Source organism: Streptomyces sp. NPDC048417 (assembly GCF_040651615.1).
Taxonomy (GTDB): Bacteria; Actinomycetota; Actinomycetes; order Streptomycetales; family Streptomycetaceae; genus Streptomyces.
In genome coordinates this window covers 284588-302836 of sequence record NZ_JBEZKI010000007.1, presented here as the reverse complement: position 1 = coordinate 302836, position 18249 = coordinate 284588, and the positions used below count along the sequence as shown (strand labels likewise).

General features: G+C 70.3%; 21 protein-coding genes and 3 tRNA genes. 5 read left to right on the top strand and 19 right to left on the bottom strand.

What is annotated here, in order from left to right; translation table 11 throughout:
• Positions 1 to 267: 267 nt before the first annotated feature.
• The 8 genes from rplL to AB0D59_RS14095 all read right to left on the bottom strand — a co-directional run bounded on the left by rplL (position 268) and on the right by AB0D59_RS14095 (position 5756).
• Positions 268 to 651 (bottom strand): 50S ribosomal protein L7/L12, encoded by a 384-nt coding sequence (rplL, locus tag AB0D59_RS14130; RefSeq protein ID WP_351694530.1) that lies wholly within the window; start codon positions 649 to 651, stop codon positions 268 to 270.
• A 122-nt stretch (positions 652 to 773) separates the two neighbouring features.
• Entirely contained in the window at positions 774 to 1304 is a 531-nt protein-coding gene (gene rplJ, locus AB0D59_RS14125; RefSeq protein WP_351693785.1) for a 50S ribosomal protein L10, read from the bottom strand.
• A 361-nt stretch (positions 1305 to 1665) separates the two neighbouring features.
• Positions 1666 to 2523, bottom strand: a complete 858-nt coding sequence (locus AB0D59_RS14120) for a hypothetical protein (RefSeq protein ID WP_362564601.1) — start codon at positions 2521 to 2523, stop codon at positions 1666 to 1668.
• 327 nt (positions 2524 to 2850) lie between these two features.
• Entirely contained in the window at positions 2851 to 3576 is a 726-nt protein-coding gene (rplA, locus tag AB0D59_RS14115) for a 50S ribosomal protein L1 (RefSeq protein WP_362564599.1), read from the bottom strand.
• 81 nt (positions 3577 to 3657) lie between these two features.
• Positions 3658 to 4092: a 50S ribosomal protein L11 gene (rplK, locus tag AB0D59_RS14110; protein ID WP_037858373.1), complete on the bottom strand. Its 435-nt coding sequence runs from the start codon at positions 4090 to 4092 to the stop codon at positions 3658 to 3660.
• 212 nt (positions 4093 to 4304) lie between these two features.
• A complete protein-coding gene (gene nusG / locus AB0D59_RS14105; protein ID WP_362564597.1) occupies positions 4305 to 5207 on the bottom strand; it encodes a transcription termination/antitermination protein NusG in 903 nt (300 codons plus the stop codon).
• 80 nt (positions 5208 to 5287) lie between these two features.
• On the bottom strand, positions 5288 to 5575 hold the full coding sequence (secE, locus tag AB0D59_RS14100; protein ID WP_071385039.1) for a preprotein translocase subunit SecE: 288 nt from the start codon (positions 5573 to 5575) through the stop codon (positions 5288 to 5290).
• Between the two features lie 108 nt (positions 5576 to 5683).
• A tRNA-Trp gene (locus AB0D59_RS14095) sits at positions 5684 to 5756 on the bottom strand.
• Between the two features lie 263 nt (positions 5757 to 6019).
• Between AB0D59_RS14095 and AB0D59_RS14090 the strand changes: the two genes are divergently transcribed.
• Both AB0D59_RS14090 and AB0D59_RS14085 read left to right on the top strand, forming a co-directional pair.
• On the top strand, positions 6020 to 7246 hold the full coding sequence (locus tag AB0D59_RS14090; protein ID WP_362564594.1) for a pyridoxal phosphate-dependent aminotransferase: 1227 nt from the start codon (positions 6020 to 6022) through the stop codon (positions 7244 to 7246).
• A 167-nt stretch (positions 7247 to 7413) separates the two neighbouring features.
• Positions 7414 to 8454, top strand: coding sequence for an adenosine deaminase (locus AB0D59_RS14085; protein WP_362564593.1), 1041 nt, complete (start codon positions 7414 to 7416; stop codon positions 8452 to 8454).
• A gap of 12 nt (positions 8455 to 8466) precedes the next feature.
• Here the strand turns inward: AB0D59_RS14085 and AB0D59_RS14080 are convergent, their stop codons facing one another.
• Together AB0D59_RS14080 and AB0D59_RS14075 are read right to left on the bottom strand one after the other, a co-directional pair.
• Positions 8467 to 9135, bottom strand: coding sequence for a hypothetical protein (locus AB0D59_RS14080; protein ID WP_362564591.1), 669 nt, complete (start codon positions 9133 to 9135; stop codon positions 8467 to 8469).
• A gap of 18 nt (positions 9136 to 9153) precedes the next feature.
• Complete coding sequence (locus tag AB0D59_RS14075; RefSeq protein ID WP_362564589.1) at positions 9154 to 9777, bottom strand: TetR/AcrR family transcriptional regulator; 624 nt, start codon at positions 9775 to 9777, stop codon at positions 9154 to 9156.
• A gap of 160 nt (positions 9778 to 9937) precedes the next feature.
• Between AB0D59_RS14075 and AB0D59_RS14070 the strand changes: the two genes are divergently transcribed.
• Positions 9938 to 10567, top strand: a complete 630-nt coding sequence (locus AB0D59_RS14070; protein WP_362564587.1) for an SDR family oxidoreductase — start codon at positions 9938 to 9940, stop codon at positions 10565 to 10567.
• Positions 10568 to 10628: 61 nt separating this feature from the next.
• Here the strand turns inward: AB0D59_RS14070 and AB0D59_RS14065 are convergent, their stop codons facing one another.
• From AB0D59_RS14065 to AB0D59_RS14030, 8 genes are all read right to left on the bottom strand, one after another.
• Positions 10629 to 11684 (bottom strand): UDP-N-acetylmuramate dehydrogenase, encoded by a 1056-nt coding sequence (locus AB0D59_RS14065; RefSeq protein ID WP_362564585.1) that lies wholly within the window; start codon positions 11682 to 11684, stop codon positions 10629 to 10631.
• Positions 11685 to 11787: 103 nt separating this feature from the next.
• Entirely contained in the window at positions 11788 to 13236 is a 1449-nt protein-coding gene (locus tag AB0D59_RS14060; RefSeq protein ID WP_362564583.1) for an MFS transporter, read from the bottom strand.
• A gap of 94 nt (positions 13237 to 13330) precedes the next feature.
• Positions 13331 to 13912: a TetR/AcrR family transcriptional regulator gene (locus AB0D59_RS14055; protein ID WP_362564582.1), complete on the bottom strand. Its 582-nt coding sequence runs from the start codon at positions 13910 to 13912 to the stop codon at positions 13331 to 13333.
• Between the two features lie 157 nt (positions 13913 to 14069).
• Positions 14070 to 14498: a MaoC family dehydratase gene (locus AB0D59_RS14050; protein ID WP_362564580.1), complete on the bottom strand. Its 429-nt coding sequence runs from the start codon at positions 14496 to 14498 to the stop codon at positions 14070 to 14072.
• Positions 14499 to 14505: 7 nt separating this feature from the next.
• Positions 14506 to 14970 (bottom strand): MaoC family dehydratase N-terminal domain-containing protein, encoded by a 465-nt coding sequence (locus tag AB0D59_RS14045; protein WP_362564579.1) that lies wholly within the window; start codon positions 14968 to 14970, stop codon positions 14506 to 14508.
• 117 nt (positions 14971 to 15087) lie between these two features.
• Positions 15088 to 15252 carry a 50S ribosomal protein L33 gene (gene rpmG / locus AB0D59_RS14040; protein ID WP_003948671.1) on the bottom strand — a complete coding sequence of 55 codons (165 nt, stop codon included), beginning with the start codon at positions 15250 to 15252 and terminating at the stop codon, positions 15088 to 15090.
• A gap of 89 nt (positions 15253 to 15341) precedes the next feature.
• Positions 15342 to 15414, bottom strand: a tRNA-Met gene (locus AB0D59_RS14035).
• 44 nt (positions 15415 to 15458) lie between these two features.
• A tRNA-Thr gene (locus AB0D59_RS14030) sits at positions 15459 to 15531 on the bottom strand.
• A gap of 266 nt (positions 15532 to 15797) precedes the next feature.
• Between AB0D59_RS14030 and AB0D59_RS14025 the strand changes: the two genes are divergently transcribed.
• Both AB0D59_RS14025 and AB0D59_RS14020 read left to right on the top strand, forming a co-directional pair.
• A complete protein-coding gene (locus AB0D59_RS14025; protein WP_362564577.1) occupies positions 15798 to 17066 on the top strand; it encodes a hydrolase in 1269 nt (422 codons plus the stop codon).
• 109 nt (positions 17067 to 17175) lie between these two features.
• Positions 17176 to 17832, top strand: a complete 657-nt coding sequence (locus tag AB0D59_RS14020) for an SDR family oxidoreductase (protein ID WP_362564575.1) — start codon at positions 17176 to 17178, stop codon at positions 17830 to 17832.
• 55 nt (positions 17833 to 17887) lie between these two features.
• On the opposite strand, the gene AB0D59_RS14015 is transcribed toward AB0D59_RS14020, so the two are convergent.
• Positions 17888 to 18100, bottom strand: coding sequence for a hypothetical protein (locus tag AB0D59_RS14015; RefSeq protein WP_362564573.1), 213 nt, complete (start codon positions 18098 to 18100; stop codon positions 17888 to 17890).
• Positions 18101 to 18249: the final 149 nt, after the last annotated feature.

Genomic DNA, 18249 nt, shown 5'->3' with positions numbered 1-18249 from the left:
CTCGGATTCGGACCGTTCTGGCGACGCGTCCTGAGAATTGCGCGCTGCGTGCGGTTCGTCAAGGCCCCCCTGCGCAAACCCGGTGCGCCAGGGACACGACGAAGATCACCATACCCCCCGCCGGGGCGGGTGCAAGGTAACCGTGGTCGGCCTCCCAGGAACGCCGAAGAGCGACCACCCGGATGGATGATCGCTCTTCGCGGTCCGCGCGTTACAGCCCCGGAGGACGTGTTTCAGCGCACAGAGGTCTGGTCGACCTCAGAGGCCTTACTTGACCTCGACGGAGGCGCCGGCGCCCTTGAGGGACTCGGCGGCCTTCTCGGCGGCGTCCTTGGCGACCTTCTCGAGGACGGGCTTCGGGGCGCCGTCCACGAGGTCCTTGGCCTCCTTCAGGCCGAGCGAGGTGAGCTCACGCACGACCTTGATGACCTGGATCTTCTTCTCGCCGGCGCCGGTGAGGATGACGTCGAACTCGTCCTTCTCCTCCTCGACCGGGGCGGCGGCGGCCGGACCGGCCGGGCCCGCGACGGCGACCGCGGCGGCGGCGGTGACGTCGAACTTCTCCTCGAACGCCTTCACGAACTCGGAGAGCTGGATGAGGGTCATGCCCTCGAACTCGGCGAGCAGTTCGTCCTGGGTGAGAGCCACGATGGCTTTCCTTCCACTAATTCGGCTGGTGCCGGATGTACATGTCTGGCGGGCGTACGTTCGGCCCGCTAACGACCTCTGCCTTGGGCGGGGAGCCTCAGGCGGCGGTCATTTCGGGAGCCGAATTACTCGGCACCGCCCTGCTCGTCCTGCTTGGCACGGAGCGCGTCCACGGTGCGGACGAGCTTCGAGGGAAGCGCCTGGAAGAGCTGAGCAGCCTGCGTCTGCTTGCCCTTCATGGCGCCCGCCAGCTTGGCGAGCAGAACCTCGCGGGACTCGAGGTCCGCAAGCTTCTTGATCTCGTCGGCGGACAGCGCCTTGCCGTCAAGGACACCGCCCTTGATGACGAGGTTCGGGTTGTCCTTGGCGAAGTCACGAAGACCCTTCGCCGACTCCACCGGGTCACCGGTGACGAAGGCGACCGCCGTCGGACCGTTGAACAGGTCGTCGAGCGTCGAGATCCCGGCCTCGTTGGCCGCAATCTTGGTCAGCGTGTTCTTCACCACGGCGTACTGGGCGTTCTCACCGAGCGAACGGCGCAGCGTCTTGAGCTGCGCCACGGTGAGACCCCGGTACTCGGTCAGCACGGCGGCGTTCGAGCTGCGGAACTGCTCCGTCAGCTCGGCTACCGCGGCAGCCTTGTCGGGCCTTGCCATAGAGCGTCGGCCTCCTTCCGGGTGATGAGGACCGCTCAGAAGGGGCTGGAAAAACGAAACGCCCCGGCGCAGGCGCACGGGGCTCAGCTCGACCGAACACACACACGTGAGCATGTGTCCCGGGAGCAGTTCCACAGTCACCTGCGCGGGTCGTCCGCGGTTCAGCGGATCCTTCGGTCACCGCACACTCTTACGAGCACACGGCAACGACCAGCGGTCTTTGGCTTCGTGAGGAGCGTACGGGACTGGTGCACTGTCAAGCAAATCGGGTCCGCACGGCACTCCTGGGCGGCCCTGGACGGCCCTGGACGGCCCTGGGCGGCCCTGGACGCTCCTCGGCGCCTTGGTGCTTCCTCGGCACTCAGGAGACGGTGCCGCCCTGTTTCTTCAGCAGCGTCCTGAAGTCCTCGGTGTCGCCGGCCGGGGGCTGCTCGGCGGTGACCCGCACCCCGTAGTCGCTGTAGTACGCGGTCTGGGTCATCGCGCCGTTCGCCGTGGCGGCCTTCTCGACCTTCTTGACCAGCAGGTCCTGGTCGTCGACCCAGACATCGACGGTCTCGGTGCCGACGCCGGCCTGGGTGAGCTGGTCGCGCAGCTCGCTCTCGCCGCTCAGGTCGGAGACGCTCACCGTGCCCGAGTAGTGAGTGGTGTGCACGCCGGAGACCCGCTCCTCGCCTGTCCTGCGCACGTCCCCGGAGGCGAGCAGCAGCCGTACCGACTGGTTGGGCGTGGTGTTGCGCATCAGGTCGGTCATCATCGCGCCCGAGCCGCCGCCCAGGGTGGCGAGGTAGTCGTACGGGTACTTGATCCAGTGCTTGCCGCCCAGCTGCCGGGCGAAGGCGGGGCCGACCTTGGCGTAGTAGGCGTCCCGGAGGTAGCGGGTCTCCAGGGACGTGGAGTCGAGGCTGCGCATCAGGTCGGCGGTGCTGCCGCCGGTGTAGGTGATGGTGAGCATGCCGGTGAGGCCGTCCGTCCAGCCGAGGGTGCCCTCGGCCTTGGTGGACATCAGGGAGCCCAGCGCCGTGGTGGAGCGGACGCGCACCGACCGGGCCTGGTGCGTGGACCGCTCGGCGGAGCGGAGGGCGGTCATGGCGCGGGCCTGGTGGGCAGTGCCGCCCTCGGTGTCCGGGGCTGCCGAGGAGGTACAGGCGGCCGCCCCGGTAAGCGCGGTCGTCACCGCGAACGCCAGGGCCGCCCGGCGCACACCCGACCTCGTCATCTCGGCCCACCCCCCTACGAGTCCCGCACCCCCGACGCTAACCCAGGCCACTGACAGCCGTGGCCGAAGTCGGTCAAGGGCGGGGCCGACGTTCGCGGAAAGCGGGTGGGCTCCGTGCCCAGGACCGGAGTCGGTCAAGGTGCCGGCCCACGCGGAAAGCAGGGTGGGCCCCGCGCCCGGAGACCGGACGGGCCCCGCGTCCGAGAGCACGGCGGACGGGGCGGGCCCGCGCCGGAAAACGGGACGGGCCCCGCAACCCTCTCGGATTGCGGGGCCCGTCCTGTCGCTGACGCGTCCCTGACGCGGCTGCCGGACCGAGCGCGGGGCTCAGACGGCGGCCGGGTCCTCCTCGGTGAGGAGGTTGCGGGTGCGGTTCGGGTCGACCGGGACGCCGGGGCCCATGGTGGTGCTGACCGCGGCCTTCTTGATGTAGCGGCCCTTGGCGGCGGACGGCTTCAGACGGAGGATCTCCTCCAGCGCGGCGCCGTAGTTCTCCACCAGCTTGTCGTCCTCGAAGGACGTCTTGCCGATGATGAAGTGCAGGTTCGAGTGCTTGTCGACGCGGAACTCGATCTTGCCGCCCTTGATCTCGGTCACAGCCTTGGCGGTGTCCGGGGTCACGGTGCCGGTCTTCGGGTTCGGCATCAGACCACGCGGGCCGAGGACGCGGCCGAGGCGGCCGACCTTGCCCATGAGGTCCGGGGTGGCGACGACGGCGTCGAAGTCCAGACGGCCCTTCGCCACCTCGTCGATCAGCTCGTCGGAGCCGACGATGTCGGCGCCCGCGGCACGCGCGGCCTCGGCACGGTCACCGGTCGCGAAGACCAGGACCCGGGCGGTCTTACCGGTGCCGTGCGGGAGGTTCACGGTGCCACGGACCATCTGGTCGGCCTTGCGCGGGTCGACACCCAGGCGGAAGGCGACCTCGACGGTGCCGTCGAACTTGGTCGTGGAGGTCTCCTTGGCGAGACGGACGGCCTCGAGCGGGGCGTACAGCTTCTCCCGGTCGATCTTCTCGTCCGCAGCGCGAAGGGCCTTGCTGCGCTTGCTCACAACTTGCTCCTGTGGGTTCTGAAGGAGTCGTGGTGTACGGGCCGAGCAGGCCCTACCACGGTGGTTCTACGAAGGTGGGGTTCAGCCCTCGACCGTGATGCCCATGGAACGGGCGGTGCCGGCGATGATCTTCGACGCGGCGTCCAGGTCGTTGGCGTTGAGGTCGGGCAGCTTGGTCTGGGCGATCTCGCGGACCTGCGCCTCGGTGATCTTGGCGACCTTGGTCTTGTGCGGCTCGCCGGAGCCCTTCTCGACACCAGCGGCCTTGAGGATCATCTTCGCGGCCGGCGGGGTCTTGGTGACGAAGGTGAAGGAACGGTCCTCGTAGACCGTGATCTCCACCGGGATGACCCAACCGCGCTGCGACTCGGTCGCGGCGTTGTAGGCCTTGCAGAACTCCATGATGTTGACACCGTGCTGACCGAGCGCGGGGCCGACCGGCGGGGCCGGGTTCGCCGCACCGGCGTTGATCTGGAGCTTGATGAGCCCCGTGACCTTCTTCTTCTTGGGAGGCATAGCTCTCCGGGTCCTTTCATTTCGGGTCCTGCCTGCGCGAGGGGACCAGCCCGAACGCAGGCATACCGCACAACGATAACGGGTATAGATGCGCGGCCAAAAACGAAGAGGTCAGGGGGCTCACCTCGGAGCCGACCCTGACCCGTCCCACCGGGAGCGCGGAGAACTGTTGCGACCAGTCCCCACGCACCCGCGGCGAACGAACTACCGACTCAGTTCTTCTGAATCTGGTCGAACGAAAGCTCGACGGGCGTCTCGCGCCCGAAGATCTCGACGAGACCCTTGACCTTCTTCGAGTCGGGGTTGATCTCGTTGATCGTCGCCTGCAGCGTGGCGAACGGACCGTCGGTCACCGTCACCGAGTCGCCCACCTCGAAGTCCAGCACCTGGACCTCGACCTTGCGCTGCGGCGCCGGCTTGCCCTCGGCCTCCGCCGCCTCGCGCGCCGCCTTCTCCTCGGCCTCCGGCGCGAGCATCTTGACGATCTCGTCCAGGGTCAGCGGGTAGGGGTCGTAGGCGTTGCCGACGAAGCCGGTGACACCCGGGGTGTTGCGGACGACGCCCCAGGACTCGTTCGTCAGGTCCATGCGGACGAGCACGTAACCGGGCAGCTTGTTCTGCTTGATGGTCTTGCGGTCGCCGTTCTTGATCTGGACGACCTCTTCCTGTGGCACCTCGGCCTGGAAGATGTAGTCCTCGACGTTCAGCGAGACGGCGCGCTGCTCCAGGTTGGTCTTCACGCGGTTCTCGTAGCCGGCGTAGGTGTGGATGACGTACCACTCGCCCGGCAGCAGCCGCAGTTCCTCGCGGAGCGCCTGGACGGGGTCGACCGGCTCGGCGGGCTCTTCCTCGGCGGCCTCTTCGAGCTCTTCGGCCTCGTCGGCGTCTTCCTCGGCAGCCTCGTCGGCGCCTTCCGCGTCTTCCGCGTCGACATCCTCGTCCTCGTCCTCGACGTGGACCGCGGTCTCCTCGGCCGGCTCCCCCAGTTCGGCCTCGGCAGCCTCGAACTCGTCCTGCTCGTCCGCGCCCTCGACGATGTCGAGCTCGTCGTCGACCGTCTCGGCCGCCTGCCCACGGGGCTCGGTGGCGTCGTCGTTCAGGTTCGGGTCAGACACGATGGCTGCTTCTTCCTGGATACATAGGGGTGGAACATGCGAAAAGGGGCGCCGGTACCACGGCGCCCTTCGCTCTGTGCTCAGCCGAAGACGTACTTGGCAGCGTGGTTGAGTCCATAGTCAATCACGGTCACCAGAGCGATCATGATGGCGACGAAGAAGATCACCACGGTGGTGTACGACGTCAGCTGGTTACGAGTCGGCCAGACGACCTTGCGGAGCTCCGCGATGATCTGGCGATAGAAGGTGGCAAGGCGCTTCAGCGGGCCCTTCTTGGCGCGCTTACCGCCCTTGCGGGCCTTCTTCTTGGACTCCGACACCTCGTCCTGGGCATCAGGCGTATCGATGGAGCCCACGGCGTCCGTCATTCATCCTCACCTGATCCCGGGTCGTGGCCGTGCCGCGCCCGGTTTCTGAGCCGCACGGCGGTGCAATGCTTGTACGTACATGCGCACACATCCTGGCGGTGTGTGTAGCAGGGCCGGAGGGACTTGAACCCCCAACCGCCGGTTTTGGAGACCGGTGCTCTACCAATTGAGCTACGACCCTTTGCTGTGTCCCCCAACGTACCGCATCCGGCCGAGTGCTCGGAGTGCACCCGCTCGGTCGCGCCTGCTGAAGGCCAACGAGGAGAGAGTGTACGTGGTCGACGGCGCCGCGTCGAACAGAAAGTGGCAGTCCGGAGCGACCGTACGGAAGATCGTCCTGGCCGGGCGCCGGATCCGCACGCTTGTTCACGGTCTGGCCCCGTGGTTGTTCAGTCTGTGAAACCGGCGTGCCGGACAGGTTTCCGGTCTGAAACGATGGGCCCCATGAGCGCTGCAACCCCTCCCACCGAGCGCCGGGTCTCCGCCCGAGTCGGCGCGATCTCCGAGTCCGCCACCCTCGCCGTGGACGCCAAGGCCAAGGCCCTGAAGGCCGCCGGGCGCCCGGTGATCGGCTTCGGCGCCGGTGAGCCCGACTTCCCGACCCCGGACTACATCGTCGACGCCGCGATCGAGGCCTGCAAGAACCCGAAGTACCACCGGTACACGCCGGCCGGCGGTCTGCCCGAGCTGAAGGCCGCGATCGCCGCGAAGACGCTGCGCGACTCCGGCTACGAAGTGGACGCGAGCCAGGTCCTCGTCACCAACGGCGGCAAGCAGGCGATCTACGAGGCCTTCGCCGCGATCCTGGACCCGGGCGACGAGGTCATCGTCCCCGCCCCGTACTGGACGACGTACCCGGAGTCGATCCGTCTCGCCGACGGTGTCCCGGTGGAGGTCGTCGCGGACGAGACGACCGGCTACCGCGTCTCCGTGGAGCAGCTGGAGGCGGCGCGTACGGAGAGGACGAAGGTCGTGCTCTTCGTCTCCCCGTCCAACCCCACCGGCGCGGTCTACAGCGAGGCCGAGACCGAGGCGATCGGCCGCTGGGCCGTCGAGCACGGCTTGTGGGTGCTGACCGACGAGATCTACGAGCACCTCGTCTACGGCGACGCGACGTTCACCTCGCTGCCGGCGATCCTGCCCGAGCTGCGCGACAAGTGCGTCGTCGTCAACGGTGTCGCCAAGACGTACGCGATGACGGGCTGGCGGGTCGGCTGGGTCATCGGCCCCAAGGACGTCGTCAAGGCGGCCACGAACCTCCAGTCGCACGCCACCTCGAACGTCTCCAACGTGGCACAGGTCGCCGCCCTGGCCGCCGTCTCCGGCGACCTGGAGGCCGTGGCGAAGATGCGCGAGGCCTTCGACCGGCGCCGCAGGACCATCGTGCGGATGCTCAACGAGATCGACGGCGTGGTCTGCCCGGAGCCCGAGGGCGCGTTCTACGTGTACCCGTCGGTCAAGGCGCTGCTCGGCAAGGAGATCCGCGGCAAGCGCCCGGCCTCCTCGGTGGAGCTGGCCGGGCTGATCCTTGAGGAGGCCGAGGTCGCGTTGGTACCCGGCGAGGCCTTCGGCACGCCCGGCTACCTGCGGCTGTCGTACGCGCTCGGTGACGAGGACCTCGCCGAGGGCGTGAGCCGGATGCAGAAGCTGCTGGCGGAAGCCCAGGACTGACGTCTTCCACGAAGGTGCGCGCACACGCGCGCGTGCGGGCCGTCTCCCTCCGGGGAGGCGGCCCGCCCGCGTGTGCCCGCTTACGCGCACCCGTTCACGTGTGCGAGCAAGGCCACTAACGGGGAATCGGCTACCGGTACGGCGGCTGCGTACGGCAGGATCCTGGAATGGAGCACGTACGTGATGTCTCTGAGCTGCCGAAGGCTCATCTGCATCTGCACTTCACCGGTTCGATGCGGCCGGCAACCGTCCTGGAGCTGGCCGACAAGTACGGCGTACGCCTCCCCGAGGCGCTCACCGACGCCCTGACCAGCGGCGAACCACCGAGACTACGGGCCACCGACGAGCGCGGCTGGTTCCGTTTCCAGCGGCTGTACGACGCGGCGCGCTCCTGTCTTAGAGAGCCCGAGGACATCCGGCGCCTGGTCCGGGAGGCCGCCGAGGAGGACATCAAGGACGGCTCGGGCTGGCTGGAGATCCAGGTGGACCCGACGTCGTACGCCCCGCTCCTGGGCGGGCTGATCCCGGCGCTGGAGATCATCCTGGACGCGGTGGAGACGACGTCCAGGGAGACGGGCCTCGGGATGCGTGTCCTGGTGGCCGCGAACCGTATGAAGCACCCTCTGGACGCGCGCACGCTCGCGCGGCTGGCCGTGCGGTACGCGGACCGGGGTGTGGTCGGCTTCGGGCTCTCGAACGACGAGCGGCGGGGCATGGCGCGGGACTTCGACCGGGCGTTCCACATCGCCCGCGAGGGCGGCCTGCTGGCGGCTCCGCACGGCGGCGAGCTGACCGGCCCGGCGTCGGTGCGGGACTGCCTGGACGATCTGCACGCCTCCCGGATCGGGCACGGCGTGCGGGCGGCGGAGGACCCGAGGCTGCTCAAGCGCCTGTCGGACCGGGGCATCACCTGCGAGGTGTGCCCGGCCTCCAACGTGGCGCTGGGCGTCTACGAGAAGCCCGAGGACGTTCCGTTGCGCACCCTCTTCGAGGCGGGCGTCCCGATGGCGCTCGGCGCCGACGACCCGCTCCTGTTCGGCTCCCGCCTGGCCGCCCAGTACGACATCGCGCGCGTGCACCACGGTTTCACGGACGCCGAACTCGCGGAGCTGGCCCGGCAGTCGGTACGGGGTTCGGCGGCGCCGGAGGACGTGAAGTCGAAACTGCTGGCGGGCGTCGACGAGTGGCTCACCGCGCCGGTGTCCTGATCGGGGTCTCCGTCAGGGCCTTCGGAAGTGGGTGTACGGCGGGTACGCCTTGAAGCAGACCAGCACCTCGACGGGGTGCCCGCCGCCGGGCGGCTGTCGCAGCCCCCACAGCCCCGACAGCAGTGCCGAGTGCCCCTCGGCCACCCGCTTCTGCCGGGGCCCCCAGCCGGCTGTGTAGGCCAGGGACATGGCGGCCTCGGCGAACACGTCCCGGCTGCCGAAGAGGAAGAACGTGTTCGCGTGGGTGGTGTGCCGTAGCTCGTCCCGGCGGTCGTGGTACCGCTGCCGTGCGCGCCAGGCGGCGGCGTCCCGCGCGGTGCGCGCATCGTCGGTGCGGACGGTGAGCGGGCCGCCGCCCTGCCGCAGCCGTCGGCGCAGTTCGGGCCACTGCGAGGCGCGCAGGCCCAGCGAGCCGTGGGCCAGGACGAGATCGACGAGTGGTCCCTGCCCCTCGTCGGGCGGCACCCCGTCCCGCAGTGGCACATGGACGATCGTGTGCGGTGAGTGGGCGGCGAACGAGAACAGCCCGGCGAGTCGGCTGAGCCCGTCGTGGTCGCCCATGAGTGTGCCGACGGGCGCGGGCCTGCGCAGGGAGGTGTGGCGCAGGGGCTGCCGGGGCTGGACGACGCGGTGCTCGTGCGGACCGGTGCGGGGCCGGAACTCGCGGAGTCTCAGCCGCATACGGAGTGCCTCATGGCATCAGGGTCGCGGGCGGCCGGGTTCCTCGGCAACGGAGATTCCTGCGAGCAGGGTGCGGACGAGCCGGGCGGCGAACGTGTCCACCGGCGGGCGTTGGCCGGTCGGGGTGGCCTCGAAGGCGAAGACGCGCTGGACGCAGGCGCCGAGCAGCAGGGAGGCGGCGGCGAAGGTGTCGGCACCCTGGCGGATCCGGCCGGCGGCCTGTTCGGCGCGCAGATAGGCGTCGAGGGCCTGGATCGGCACATGCGGGCCGGCGCCGATCGTCCGCAACTGCTCGTCGAGCCGGTGTTTGAGCTGCTTCTCGGCGTAGAGGGAGGCGGCGATCGGGAAGCTCTCCTCGTAGAAGAGGGCGGCCTGGCGTGCGATGTGGGTGAGGTTCTCCTCCAGGGAGCCCTGGCCGGGTTCGTGGGAGAGCTCGCCGAGCAGCGGGATCAGCCGGGGCAGCCGTTCGGACAGGACGTGCACGAACAGCTCTTCCTTGCTGGGGAAGTACTTGTAGAGCGCCGCCTCGGAGCAGCCGGCCGCCCTGGCGATCTCCTTGGTGGTGGCGCGGGCGAGCCCGGCGGTGCGCATCAGCTCGTGAGCGGCGTCGAGGATGCGGACGCGGGCCGGTTTCTGCTGCATGACGCCCAAGGATCACATGCCCTTTCCTGCGGGTGCGACGGATGTCCCGAAGAGCCTTGACGAGTAGGTGGGTGCTTACCCACTCTAGGGACAAGCAGGGGTGAGTGAATACTCACCCACCTCTTGGCGCACGAGCACGCATGAGCACACGGGAGCAGACATGAACCTCACCGTCTTCGGCGCGACCGGCGGGATCGGCCAGGAGATCGTCCGTCAGGCGCTGGCGTCCGGTCACCGGGTCACGGCGGTCGTCCGCGACCCCGCCAGGCTGACGGTGACCGGCCCCGGCCTGGAGGTGGTCCGCGCGGACCTCACCGACCCCGAGGCGGTCCGCCCCGCGGTCGCCGGCCGGGACGCGGTCCTCTCCGGCCTGGGTCCGCGCGGCCGGGGGGACGCCGGGGTCGCCGCCCGCCTGACCCGCACGGTCCTGGCCGCGATGCAGGCCGAGGGGGTACGGCGCCTCGTGGTGGTCAGCGCGGCCCCGGTGGGTCCGGAGCCGGCCGACGGCCTCCTGGACCGCACCGCGCGCGGCCTGGTCGGCAAGGTCCTCAAGCCGGTCTACGACGACCTGCGCGAGATGGAGGCGGAGCTGTCCGGCAGCGGCACCGACTGGACATCGGTCCGCCCGCCCCGCCTCCAGGACAAGCCCCTGACCGGCACCTACCGCACGGTGATCGGCGGCTTTCCCCCGAAGGGCCGCTTCGTCGCCCGGGCGGACGTGGCCCACGCCATGCTGTCGATGATCGAGGACGCGGGGACGGTGAAACAGGGGGTGGGGGTGGCGTACTGAACCGACCCCCAAGGGGCGGGGATTGTGCCTCGTGTGGGCCCCGCGCCCCTCGGTAGGACCGCTACAGGCTCACGCCCACGGTCACCGGCTCGTTGACCAGCGTCACACCGAACGCCTTGTGAACTCCGGCGACCACCTCACGCGCCAGCTCCAGCAGATCCTCGGTCGTGGCCCCGCCCCGGTTGGTCAGCGCCAGCGTGTGCTTGGTGGAGATCCGGGCCGGCCCGCTGCCGTACCCCTTGCCGAACCCGGCCTTGTCGATCAGCCAGGCCGCCGAGGTCTTGGTGTGCCCCTGGCCTGCCGGGTAGGCGGGCGGCTCGGCCCCGTCCCCGAGCCGCTCACGCACGCGCGCGTGGAAGTCGGCGAGCTGCTGGTCCGTGAGGATCGGGTTGGTGAAGAAGGACCCCGCCGACCAGGTGTCGTGGTCCTCGGGGTCGAGCACCATCCCCTTCCCGGCGCGTAGTTCGAGCACGGCCTCGCGTACGTGGGCCAGCGACTCCCGGTCCCCCTGCGCCACTCCGAGCGCCCGCGCGACCTCGGCGTACCGCACCGGCGCCGACAGCCCGCCGGCGTCCTCCAGCCCGAAGCGCACGCGCAGGACGACATAGCGCTCGGGGTCGGCCTTGAACCGGCTGTGCCGGTACGAGAACGCGCACTCCTCGTTGGCCAGCGCCACCGTCTCGCCGGCCCGCCGGTCGTAGGCGACGACCTCGGTGATGGTCGAGGAGACCTCCTGGCCGTACGCCCCGACGTTCTGGATCGGCGTGGCGCCCGCGGACCCCGGGATTCCGGCGAGGCACTCGATGCCCGCGAGGCCCGCCTCTACGGTGCGGGCGACCGCGTCGGTCCAGACCTCGCCTGCCGCCAGCTCCAGCGTCGTACCGCGTGCGTCGAAGCCGGTGGTGGCGATGCGCAGGGCGGTGCCGTCGAAGCCCTTGTCGCCGATGACCAGGTTCGAGCCGCCGCCGATGACCAGCAGCGGGGTGCCGCTGTCGTCGGCCTCGCGGACGGCGGCGATCACCTCGGCGTCGGTGGTCGCGGTGACCAGCCGGGTGGCGGGGCCGCCGAGCCGGAAGGTGGTGAGGGGGGCGAGGGGGGCGTCGTGGAGTTCCTGCACGCGCCCAAGACTACGAGACGCCACCGACACTCCCTCCGGCACTGAGCCGCACGCGCGCGTGGGGCCCCGTCTCAGGTGGACGGGGCCCCACGCGCGCGTGCCGTCAGCTGCCGACGGTCTCCAGAGCCGGGGCCCGCTCCCCCTCGGTCACCGTCCGGGCGGCGTGTCGCCGGCCGGGGATGAACAGGGCCGCGATCCCGGCGAGGGCGACCACGGCCGAGCCGGTGACCAGGGCGGGCCGCAGCCCGTCCACGAAGCTCTGGGCGCTCTCGTAGCCGCCCTGGGCGGCGAAGATGGACGACATGACGGCGATGCCGAGCGCGCCGCCGACCTCGCGCAGCGCGTTGTTGGCGCCGGAGGCGATGCCCTGTTCCTGCGGGCGTACGGCGGACATCACGAGGTTGGCGGCGGGGGCGAAGTACAGCGCCATGCCGATACCGCTGATGATCAGACCGGGCAGCTGGACGCCGTACGAGGCGTGGGCGGTGACCACCAAGGCCATGTAGCCGAGCCCGGCGGCCTGCAGGAAGAGTCCGGCGGCGGCGACCGGGCGGCCGCCCATCCGGTCGGAGAGGATCCCGGCGATCGGTGCGACGAGCATCGGCATGCCGGTCCAGGGCAGCATCCTGAGGCCCGCCTCGGTGGGCGAGTAGCCGAGGACACCCTGCATGTACTGGCTGAGCAGGAAGATCGAGCCGAACATCCCGAGGAACATCAGCAGGCTGGCCGCGTTGATCCCGGAGAAGGCACGGGAGCGGAAGAGCCGCATCGGCAGCATGGGGTTCTTGGCGCGGCTGCCGTGGATGACGAAGCCGACGAGCAGGGCACCGCCCGCGAACAGCCCGGTGAGCACGAGGGAGCCGGTCCAGCCGTCGGCGGGACCGCGCACCAGGCCGTAGACGATCCCGAAGAGACCGCCGCTGGCGAGCAGGGTGCCGGGGAAGTCGAGCGGGGCACCGGTGCCGTGGGACTCGGCGAGACGGAGACGGGCGAGCGGCAGCAGGGCGAGGCCGAGCGGGACGTTCAGCCAGAAGATCCAGTGCCAGGACACGTGTTCGGTGAGGCTGCCGCCGATGAGCGGCCCGGAGGCGACCGCGAGGCCGTTGACGGCGCCCCAGATGCCGTACGCCATCCCCCGCCTGGCCTCGGGCACGGCCGCCGTCAGCAGGGTGAGCGTCAGCGGCATCATCACGGCCGCGCCGACTCCCTGCACCGCGCGGGCGGCGATCAGTGAGTCGATGCCGGGCGCCATGGCCGCGGCGGCGGAGGCGACGGTGAAGACGGTGATTCCGGCGAGGAAGAGCCGGCGCCGGCCGAAGCGGTCGCCGAGGGCCGCGCCGAACATCAGCAGGACGGCGAACGTGAGCGTGTAGGCGCTCACGGTCCATTCGAGGTCGTCCAGGGCACCCCCGAGGTCCTTGCGGATGGAGGGCAGTGCGGTGGTGACGACGAGGTTGTCCAGGGCCGCCATGAATCCGGCGACGCTGGTGATGACGAGCGCCCATACGGCGCTGCCCTTGCGTGCGATCTGCTGTGCGTTCTGCTGTGACATCGCTCCCCCAGAGCGTGTTCCAAAAGTTGATTAGTTATGAGTCACTAACTTTCGTGCCCATGAAAGGGCCCGGATCGGGAAGGACGAACCCCCCTCACTCGTCGCTGCACCCCTCCAGCCGCCCGGTGGCCCCGGCGTCCGGGTACATCCCCTGCCAGACCCGGTGTCCGGGCGGAAACCCCATGGCCGCATAGGTGTTGATGAGCATTCCCTTGGCCAGGAAGGTCGTGGTGCGGTCGACGTCGGCCCCCGAGAGCAGATGGACGGTGTCCCACAGCCGCCCCCAGCCGGCCCGCACGAGTTCGCCGAACTCGTGCTCGCCCTCCGCCTCGGCGGCCGCGACCGTGATGTACGTCTGCATCTGCATCTGGAGCCGCTCCGGGCGCTCCTGGATGAGCCGCACATACGCGTCACCCATGGCATGCAGGGCCTCTTCGCCCCGCAACCCCTCGGCAGCCTTTTCGAAGAGCTCGCGCATCTCGTCGATGCAGCGCTGCGAGGCGGCGGCGAAGATCGCCTTCTTGCCCGGGAAGAGCCGGAAGAGATAGGGCTGCGACACCCCGACCCGCTTGGCGATCGCCTCGGTGGAGGTGCCGTAGTAGCCCCTCTGCGAGAACTCGGCGATCGCCGCGCAGACGACGCTCTCGCGCCGCTCCTCAGCACTCATTCTGACCATGCGGGCTAAGTTAGTACTCAATCACTAACCAGTCAAGGAGCGGGAACGCACACCCGGAACGCCCTCCCCTCACGGCCCGTTACATGGGTAGGGGTCGCACACGCGTAAGGGGCGCTCGCTATGGCGAGCGCCCCTTACCAGCCGTGGAACTCGCGGCTCAGCCCAGCCGTACGACCGCCCGCGACATACCCAGCACCTTCTGCCCGGCGCTCATCGCCGTCAGGTCGACGCGCACGGTGTTGTCGTCGAGCTTGGCCGCGACCTTGCCGCTGACCTCGATCAGGGCGCCCTGGTCGTCGTTCGGGACGACGACGGGCCGGGTGAAGCGCACGCCGTACTCGGCGACCGCGCCCGGGTCGCCGGTCCAGTCGGTGACCACGCGGATCGCCTCGGCCATGGTGAACATGCCGTGCGCGATGACGTCCGGCAGCCCCACCTCCTTGGCGAACTTCTCGTTCCAGTGGATGGGGTTGAAGTCCCCGGAGGCGCCCGCGTACCGCACCAGCGTGGCGCGGGTCACGGGGAAGGTCTGGGCGGGCAGTTCGGTGCCGACCTCGACGTCCTCGTACGCGATCTTCGACGTCATCGGATCCTCACGCCTCGCCTTCATCGGCGTCCGCAGCGCGGGCCACCAGCTTGGTCAGGGCGCTCACCACGAGCTCGCCCGCCTCGTCGTGGACGTCGCCGCGGATGTCGATGACGTCGTTGCCCGCGAGGGACTTGACGGCCTCGATCGTCGAGACGACGGTCAGCCGGTCGCCGGCACGCACCGGACGCCGGTACGCGAACTTCTGGTCGCCGTGCACCACCCGGCTGTAGTCCAGGCCCAGCTGCGGGTCCTCGACGACCTGCCCGGCCGCCCGGAAAGTGATCGAGAAGACAAAGGTCGGCGGAGCGATCACATCGGAGTAGCCGAGCGCCTTGGCGGCCTCCGGGTCCGAGTACACGGGGTTGGTGTCGCCGACCGCCTCGGCGAACTCACGGATCTTCTCCCGGCCCACCTCGTAGGGCTCGGTGGGTGGGTAGGTCCGTCCCACGAAGGACTGGTCGAGCGCCATTGGCCCGGCACCTCCTGATGTCTGCTGTGATGTCCCACAAACTAGCGGGAAAGCCATCTGCCGAAACGCCGTGAGGCCGCCCCCGAGTCGGGGACGGCCTCACGAACGAGCCTGTTGTTATCGCGTTTCGCGGTGCGCAGTGTGCGCGTTGCAACGCGGGCAGTGCTTCTTCATCTCAAGACGGTCCGGGTTGTTACGCCGGTTCTTCTTGGTGATGTAGTTCCGCTCCTTGCACTCCACGCAGGCCAGCGTGATCTTCGGGCGGACGTCGGTGGCAGCCACGTGAGTGCTCCTAAGACGAACGGATGGACTGGTTCAACGCAAAAAGAGTAGCCGATCGAAGGACCGACCCCGCAATCGGCTACTGTCAGTAGCGGTGACCGGACTTGAACCGGTGACACAGCGATTATGAGCCGCTTGCTCTACCGACTGAGCTACACCGCTTTGATGAGATCAGCCCCGCCTCGCGACGGGACCTCTCACACCAGAGCCCCAATACGGAATCGAACCGTAGACCTTCTCCTTACCATGGAGACGCTCTGCCGACTGAGCTATTGGGGCGAGCGATGAAGACATTACACGCTCGGCCGCCGTTCACCCAAATCCGTTTCCCGCCGCCCCACCGGGCCCCTTCCGCCCGGCTCACGGCAGCCTCGCGGCCCCCTTCCGACGCCCCTCACGCACCGGTGCCGGGCCGCTTCCGACCGGTCCGACGACGCCGGTACGACTATTGCGCTCCTCCCCGCCGCACGCGGCTCGCCACCCTAGGCTCGACTCACTCTGCGTGATCTTGAGTCCCCCGCCCGGACCGACCTTCCTGGAGCGCGATGCCCGACAGCCAGCCGCAGCCGCCCTCGTCGTCGTCCAACTCCCCGGGCTCCTCGGGACAGTCCGAGCCGACCGGGCTCCTGCTGTGCGGAGCACGGCTCACCGACGGCCGGACCGTGGACGTACGGCTGGGCGGCGGGCGCATCGAGGCGGTCGGTACGGCCGGCAGCCTGGCTCCGGGTCCGGCCCGTGCGGGCGGCGCGCGTGTGGACCTGAGCGGCTACCTCCTCCTCCCGGCCCCGGCCGAACCGCACGCCCACGGCGACACCGCGCTCTCCGCCGATCGCGGCGGCCCCGTCTCGTACGACCCCGACGACGTCCAGCGGCGCGCCACCGAGGCGGCCCTGCTGCAACTCGGCCACGGCGCGACGGCGGTGCGCGCGCACGTGCGCGTGGGCGACGTCCAGGGGCTGGCCGCCCTTGCCGCCGTACTCCAGGCGCGCCGCTCGCTGCGCGGGCTCGCGGAACTGACGGCGGTCGCGATGCCGCGCGTGCTGACCGGGGTGGCCGGCGCCGAGGGGCTGGCGATACTGCGGGACGCCGCGAAGATGGGCGCGTCCGTGCTCGGCGGCTGCCCCGACCTGGACCCCGATCCCACGGGCTACGCGGAGGCCGTTCTGGAGGTGGCCTCCGAGCACGGCTGCCCGGTGGATCTGCACACGGACGCCGTAGACCCGGCCCGGCTTGCGAGGCTCGCGGCGATGGCGGGTGGCATGCGCCCCGGCGTGACGCTCGGCCCGTGCGCCGGGCTCGCACGCCTGCCCGCCGAGGCGGCCGCCCGGGTCGCGGACCAGCTCGCCGCGGCCGGCGTCACGGTGGTGTGCCTGCCCCAGGGCGGCTGCGGCTCCGTCGACCGCCGCGGCACGGCTCCGGCACGGCTGCTGCGCGCGGCCGGGGTTCGGGTCGCCGCCGGCAGCGGGGCCCTGCGCGACCTGTCGAACCCCGTCGGCCGGGGCGACCCCCTGGAGGCGGCCTACCTCCTCGCCTCCCGCCACGGCCTGCGCCCCGAGGACGCCTACGACACCGTGAGCGCCTCCTCCCGGGCCGCCATGGGCCTTCCCGAGGTCCGCGTCGAGGCCGGCTTCCCCGCCGAACTCCTCGCCGTACGCGGCGACCACCTGGCCGGCGCCCTCTCCCTCGCCTACAGCCGGATCGTGGTGCACCGGGGGCGCGTGGTGGCACGCACGAGCGCGGTCCGCGAGTACTGCAACTCGGCGGCGACAGCGGAGCTGGGCCTGCCTCGCCAGGGGCGGGGCGAGGTGTCCTGAGGGGGCCTGGGGCTCGAACCCGGCGGGGCGCTTCTCGGGACCTGCGCGAGCGCGTGGGGCGCATGAAGTCGTGCAGCGGATGCGGGGCTTCGGGCGTACGGTCGGAAACATGCGCATTGTCATCGCTGGTGGTCATGGTCAGATCGCGCTGCGGTTGGAGCGGCTGCTCTCCGCGCGTGGGGACGAGGTCGCGGGAATCATCCGGAAGGCCGAACAGGGCGAGGATCTACGGGCGGCCGGTGCCGAACCGGTGCTGCTCGACCTGGAGTCGGCGTCGGTCGAGGATGTCGCGGCGCGTCTGCAGGGAGCGGACGCGGCGGTGTTCGCGGCGGGCGCGGGGCCGGGCAGCGGCACGGCCCGCAAGGAGACGGTGGACAGGGGCGCGGCGGTGTTGTTCGTGGAGGCGGCCGTACGCGCGGGCGTGCGCCGTTTCGTGGTCGTCTCGGCGATGGGCGCGGACCCGGCGCACCAGGGCGACGAGGTCTTCGACGTGTATCTGCGGGCCAAGGGCGAGGCCGACGCGTACGTCACCCGGCAGAGTTCCCTGGACTGGACGATCCTGCGCCCCGGTTCGCTGACGGACGAGCCGGGCAAGGGCCTGGTGCGTCTGGAGGCACACACGGGCCGGGGTCCGGTCACGCGCGACGACGTGGCCGCCGTACTCGCGGAGTTGGTGGACACGTCGGCGACGGCCGGTCTGACCCTGGAGCTGATCGGCGGTTCGACGCCGGTCACGGTGGCCGTGAAGTCGGTGGCCGGGAACTGAACCCACCGTCCCGACCGTTGGGACTCGTGACGCTGACGACGGCCGGGCGGAATCCTCAGAACAGCGACAGCTGCCCGGGAAAGTCCGGCACGGCGTAGCCGTCCAACGACGGTTGGTCCGCCCCGAGTTGGGCCTGCCGCCGCGAGCCGGAGCAGGAGACCAGGTCGCCGGTCTCCCGCGCCCCGGGCGGGTCGTGCCGCGCGAAGCGCCCGGCGACGACGGCGATTTCACGGCGGCACACCGGACAGGTTCTACGTCGGGAGGACATGTGCCCAGTGTGCCCCGGCGCGGGGCACGTGTACCGGGGGCCGTGGGAGTCCAGGGGCGGCTGATCCGAGCGTCCCCGATGCCGGTGGTGCGGGCGCCGACAGCGCGCCCGCGAGGCCCGGCCGGTTACGAGGGCCGGCTCCACGGGGC

Excerpts from the sequence above, each read along its gene's own strand:
- rplJ (WP_351693785.1), bottom strand. The coding sequence starts at position 1,304 with ATGGCAAGGCCCGACAAGGCTGCCGCGGTAGCCGAGCTGACGGAGCAG.
- AB0D59_RS14120 (WP_362564601.1), bottom strand. The coding sequence starts at position 2,523 with ATGACGAGGTCGGGTGTGCGCCGGGCGGCCCTGGCGTTCGCGGTGACG.
- rplK (WP_037858373.1), bottom strand. The coding sequence starts at position 4,092 with ATGCCTCCCAAGAAGAAGAAGGTCACGGGGCTCATCAAGCTCCAGATC.
- secE (WP_071385039.1), bottom strand. The coding sequence starts at position 5,575 with ATGACGGACGCCGTGGGCTCCATCGATACGCCTGATGCCCAGGACGAG.
- AB0D59_RS14090 (WP_362564594.1), top strand. The coding sequence starts at position 6,020 with ATGAGCGCTGCAACCCCTCCCACCGAGCGCCGGGTCTCCGCCCGAGTC.
- AB0D59_RS14085 (WP_362564593.1), top strand. The coding sequence starts at position 7,414 with ATGGAGCACGTACGTGATGTCTCTGAGCTGCCGAAGGCTCATCTGCAT.
- AB0D59_RS14080 (WP_362564591.1), bottom strand. The coding sequence starts at position 9,135 with ATGCGGCTGAGACTCCGCGAGTTCCGGCCCCGCACCGGTCCGCACGAG.
- AB0D59_RS14075 (WP_362564589.1), bottom strand. The coding sequence starts at position 9,777 with ATGCAGCAGAAACCGGCCCGCGTCCGCATCCTCGACGCCGCTCACGAG.
- AB0D59_RS14070 (WP_362564587.1), top strand. The coding sequence starts at position 9,938 with ATGAACCTCACCGTCTTCGGCGCGACCGGCGGGATCGGCCAGGAGATC.
- AB0D59_RS14060 (WP_362564583.1), bottom strand. The coding sequence starts at position 13,236 with ATGTCACAGCAGAACGCACAGCAGATCGCACGCAAGGGCAGCGCCGTA.
- AB0D59_RS14055 (WP_362564582.1), bottom strand. The coding sequence starts at position 13,912 with ATGGTCAGAATGAGTGCTGAGGAGCGGCGCGAGAGCGTCGTCTGCGCG.
- AB0D59_RS14050 (WP_362564580.1), bottom strand. The coding sequence starts at position 14,498 with ATGACGTCGAAGATCGCGTACGAGGACGTCGAGGTCGGCACCGAACTG.
- AB0D59_RS14045 (WP_362564579.1), bottom strand. The coding sequence starts at position 14,970 with ATGGCGCTCGACCAGTCCTTCGTGGGACGGACCTACCCACCCACCGAG.
- AB0D59_RS14025 (WP_362564577.1), top strand. The coding sequence starts at position 15,798 with ATGCCCGACAGCCAGCCGCAGCCGCCCTCGTCGTCGTCCAACTCCCCG.
- AB0D59_RS14020 (WP_362564575.1), top strand. The coding sequence starts at position 17,176 with ATGCGCATTGTCATCGCTGGTGGTCATGGTCAGATCGCGCTGCGGTTG.
- AB0D59_RS14015 (WP_362564573.1), bottom strand. The coding sequence starts at position 18,100 with ATGTCCTCCCGACGTAGAACCTGTCCGGTGTGCCGCCGTGAAATCGCC.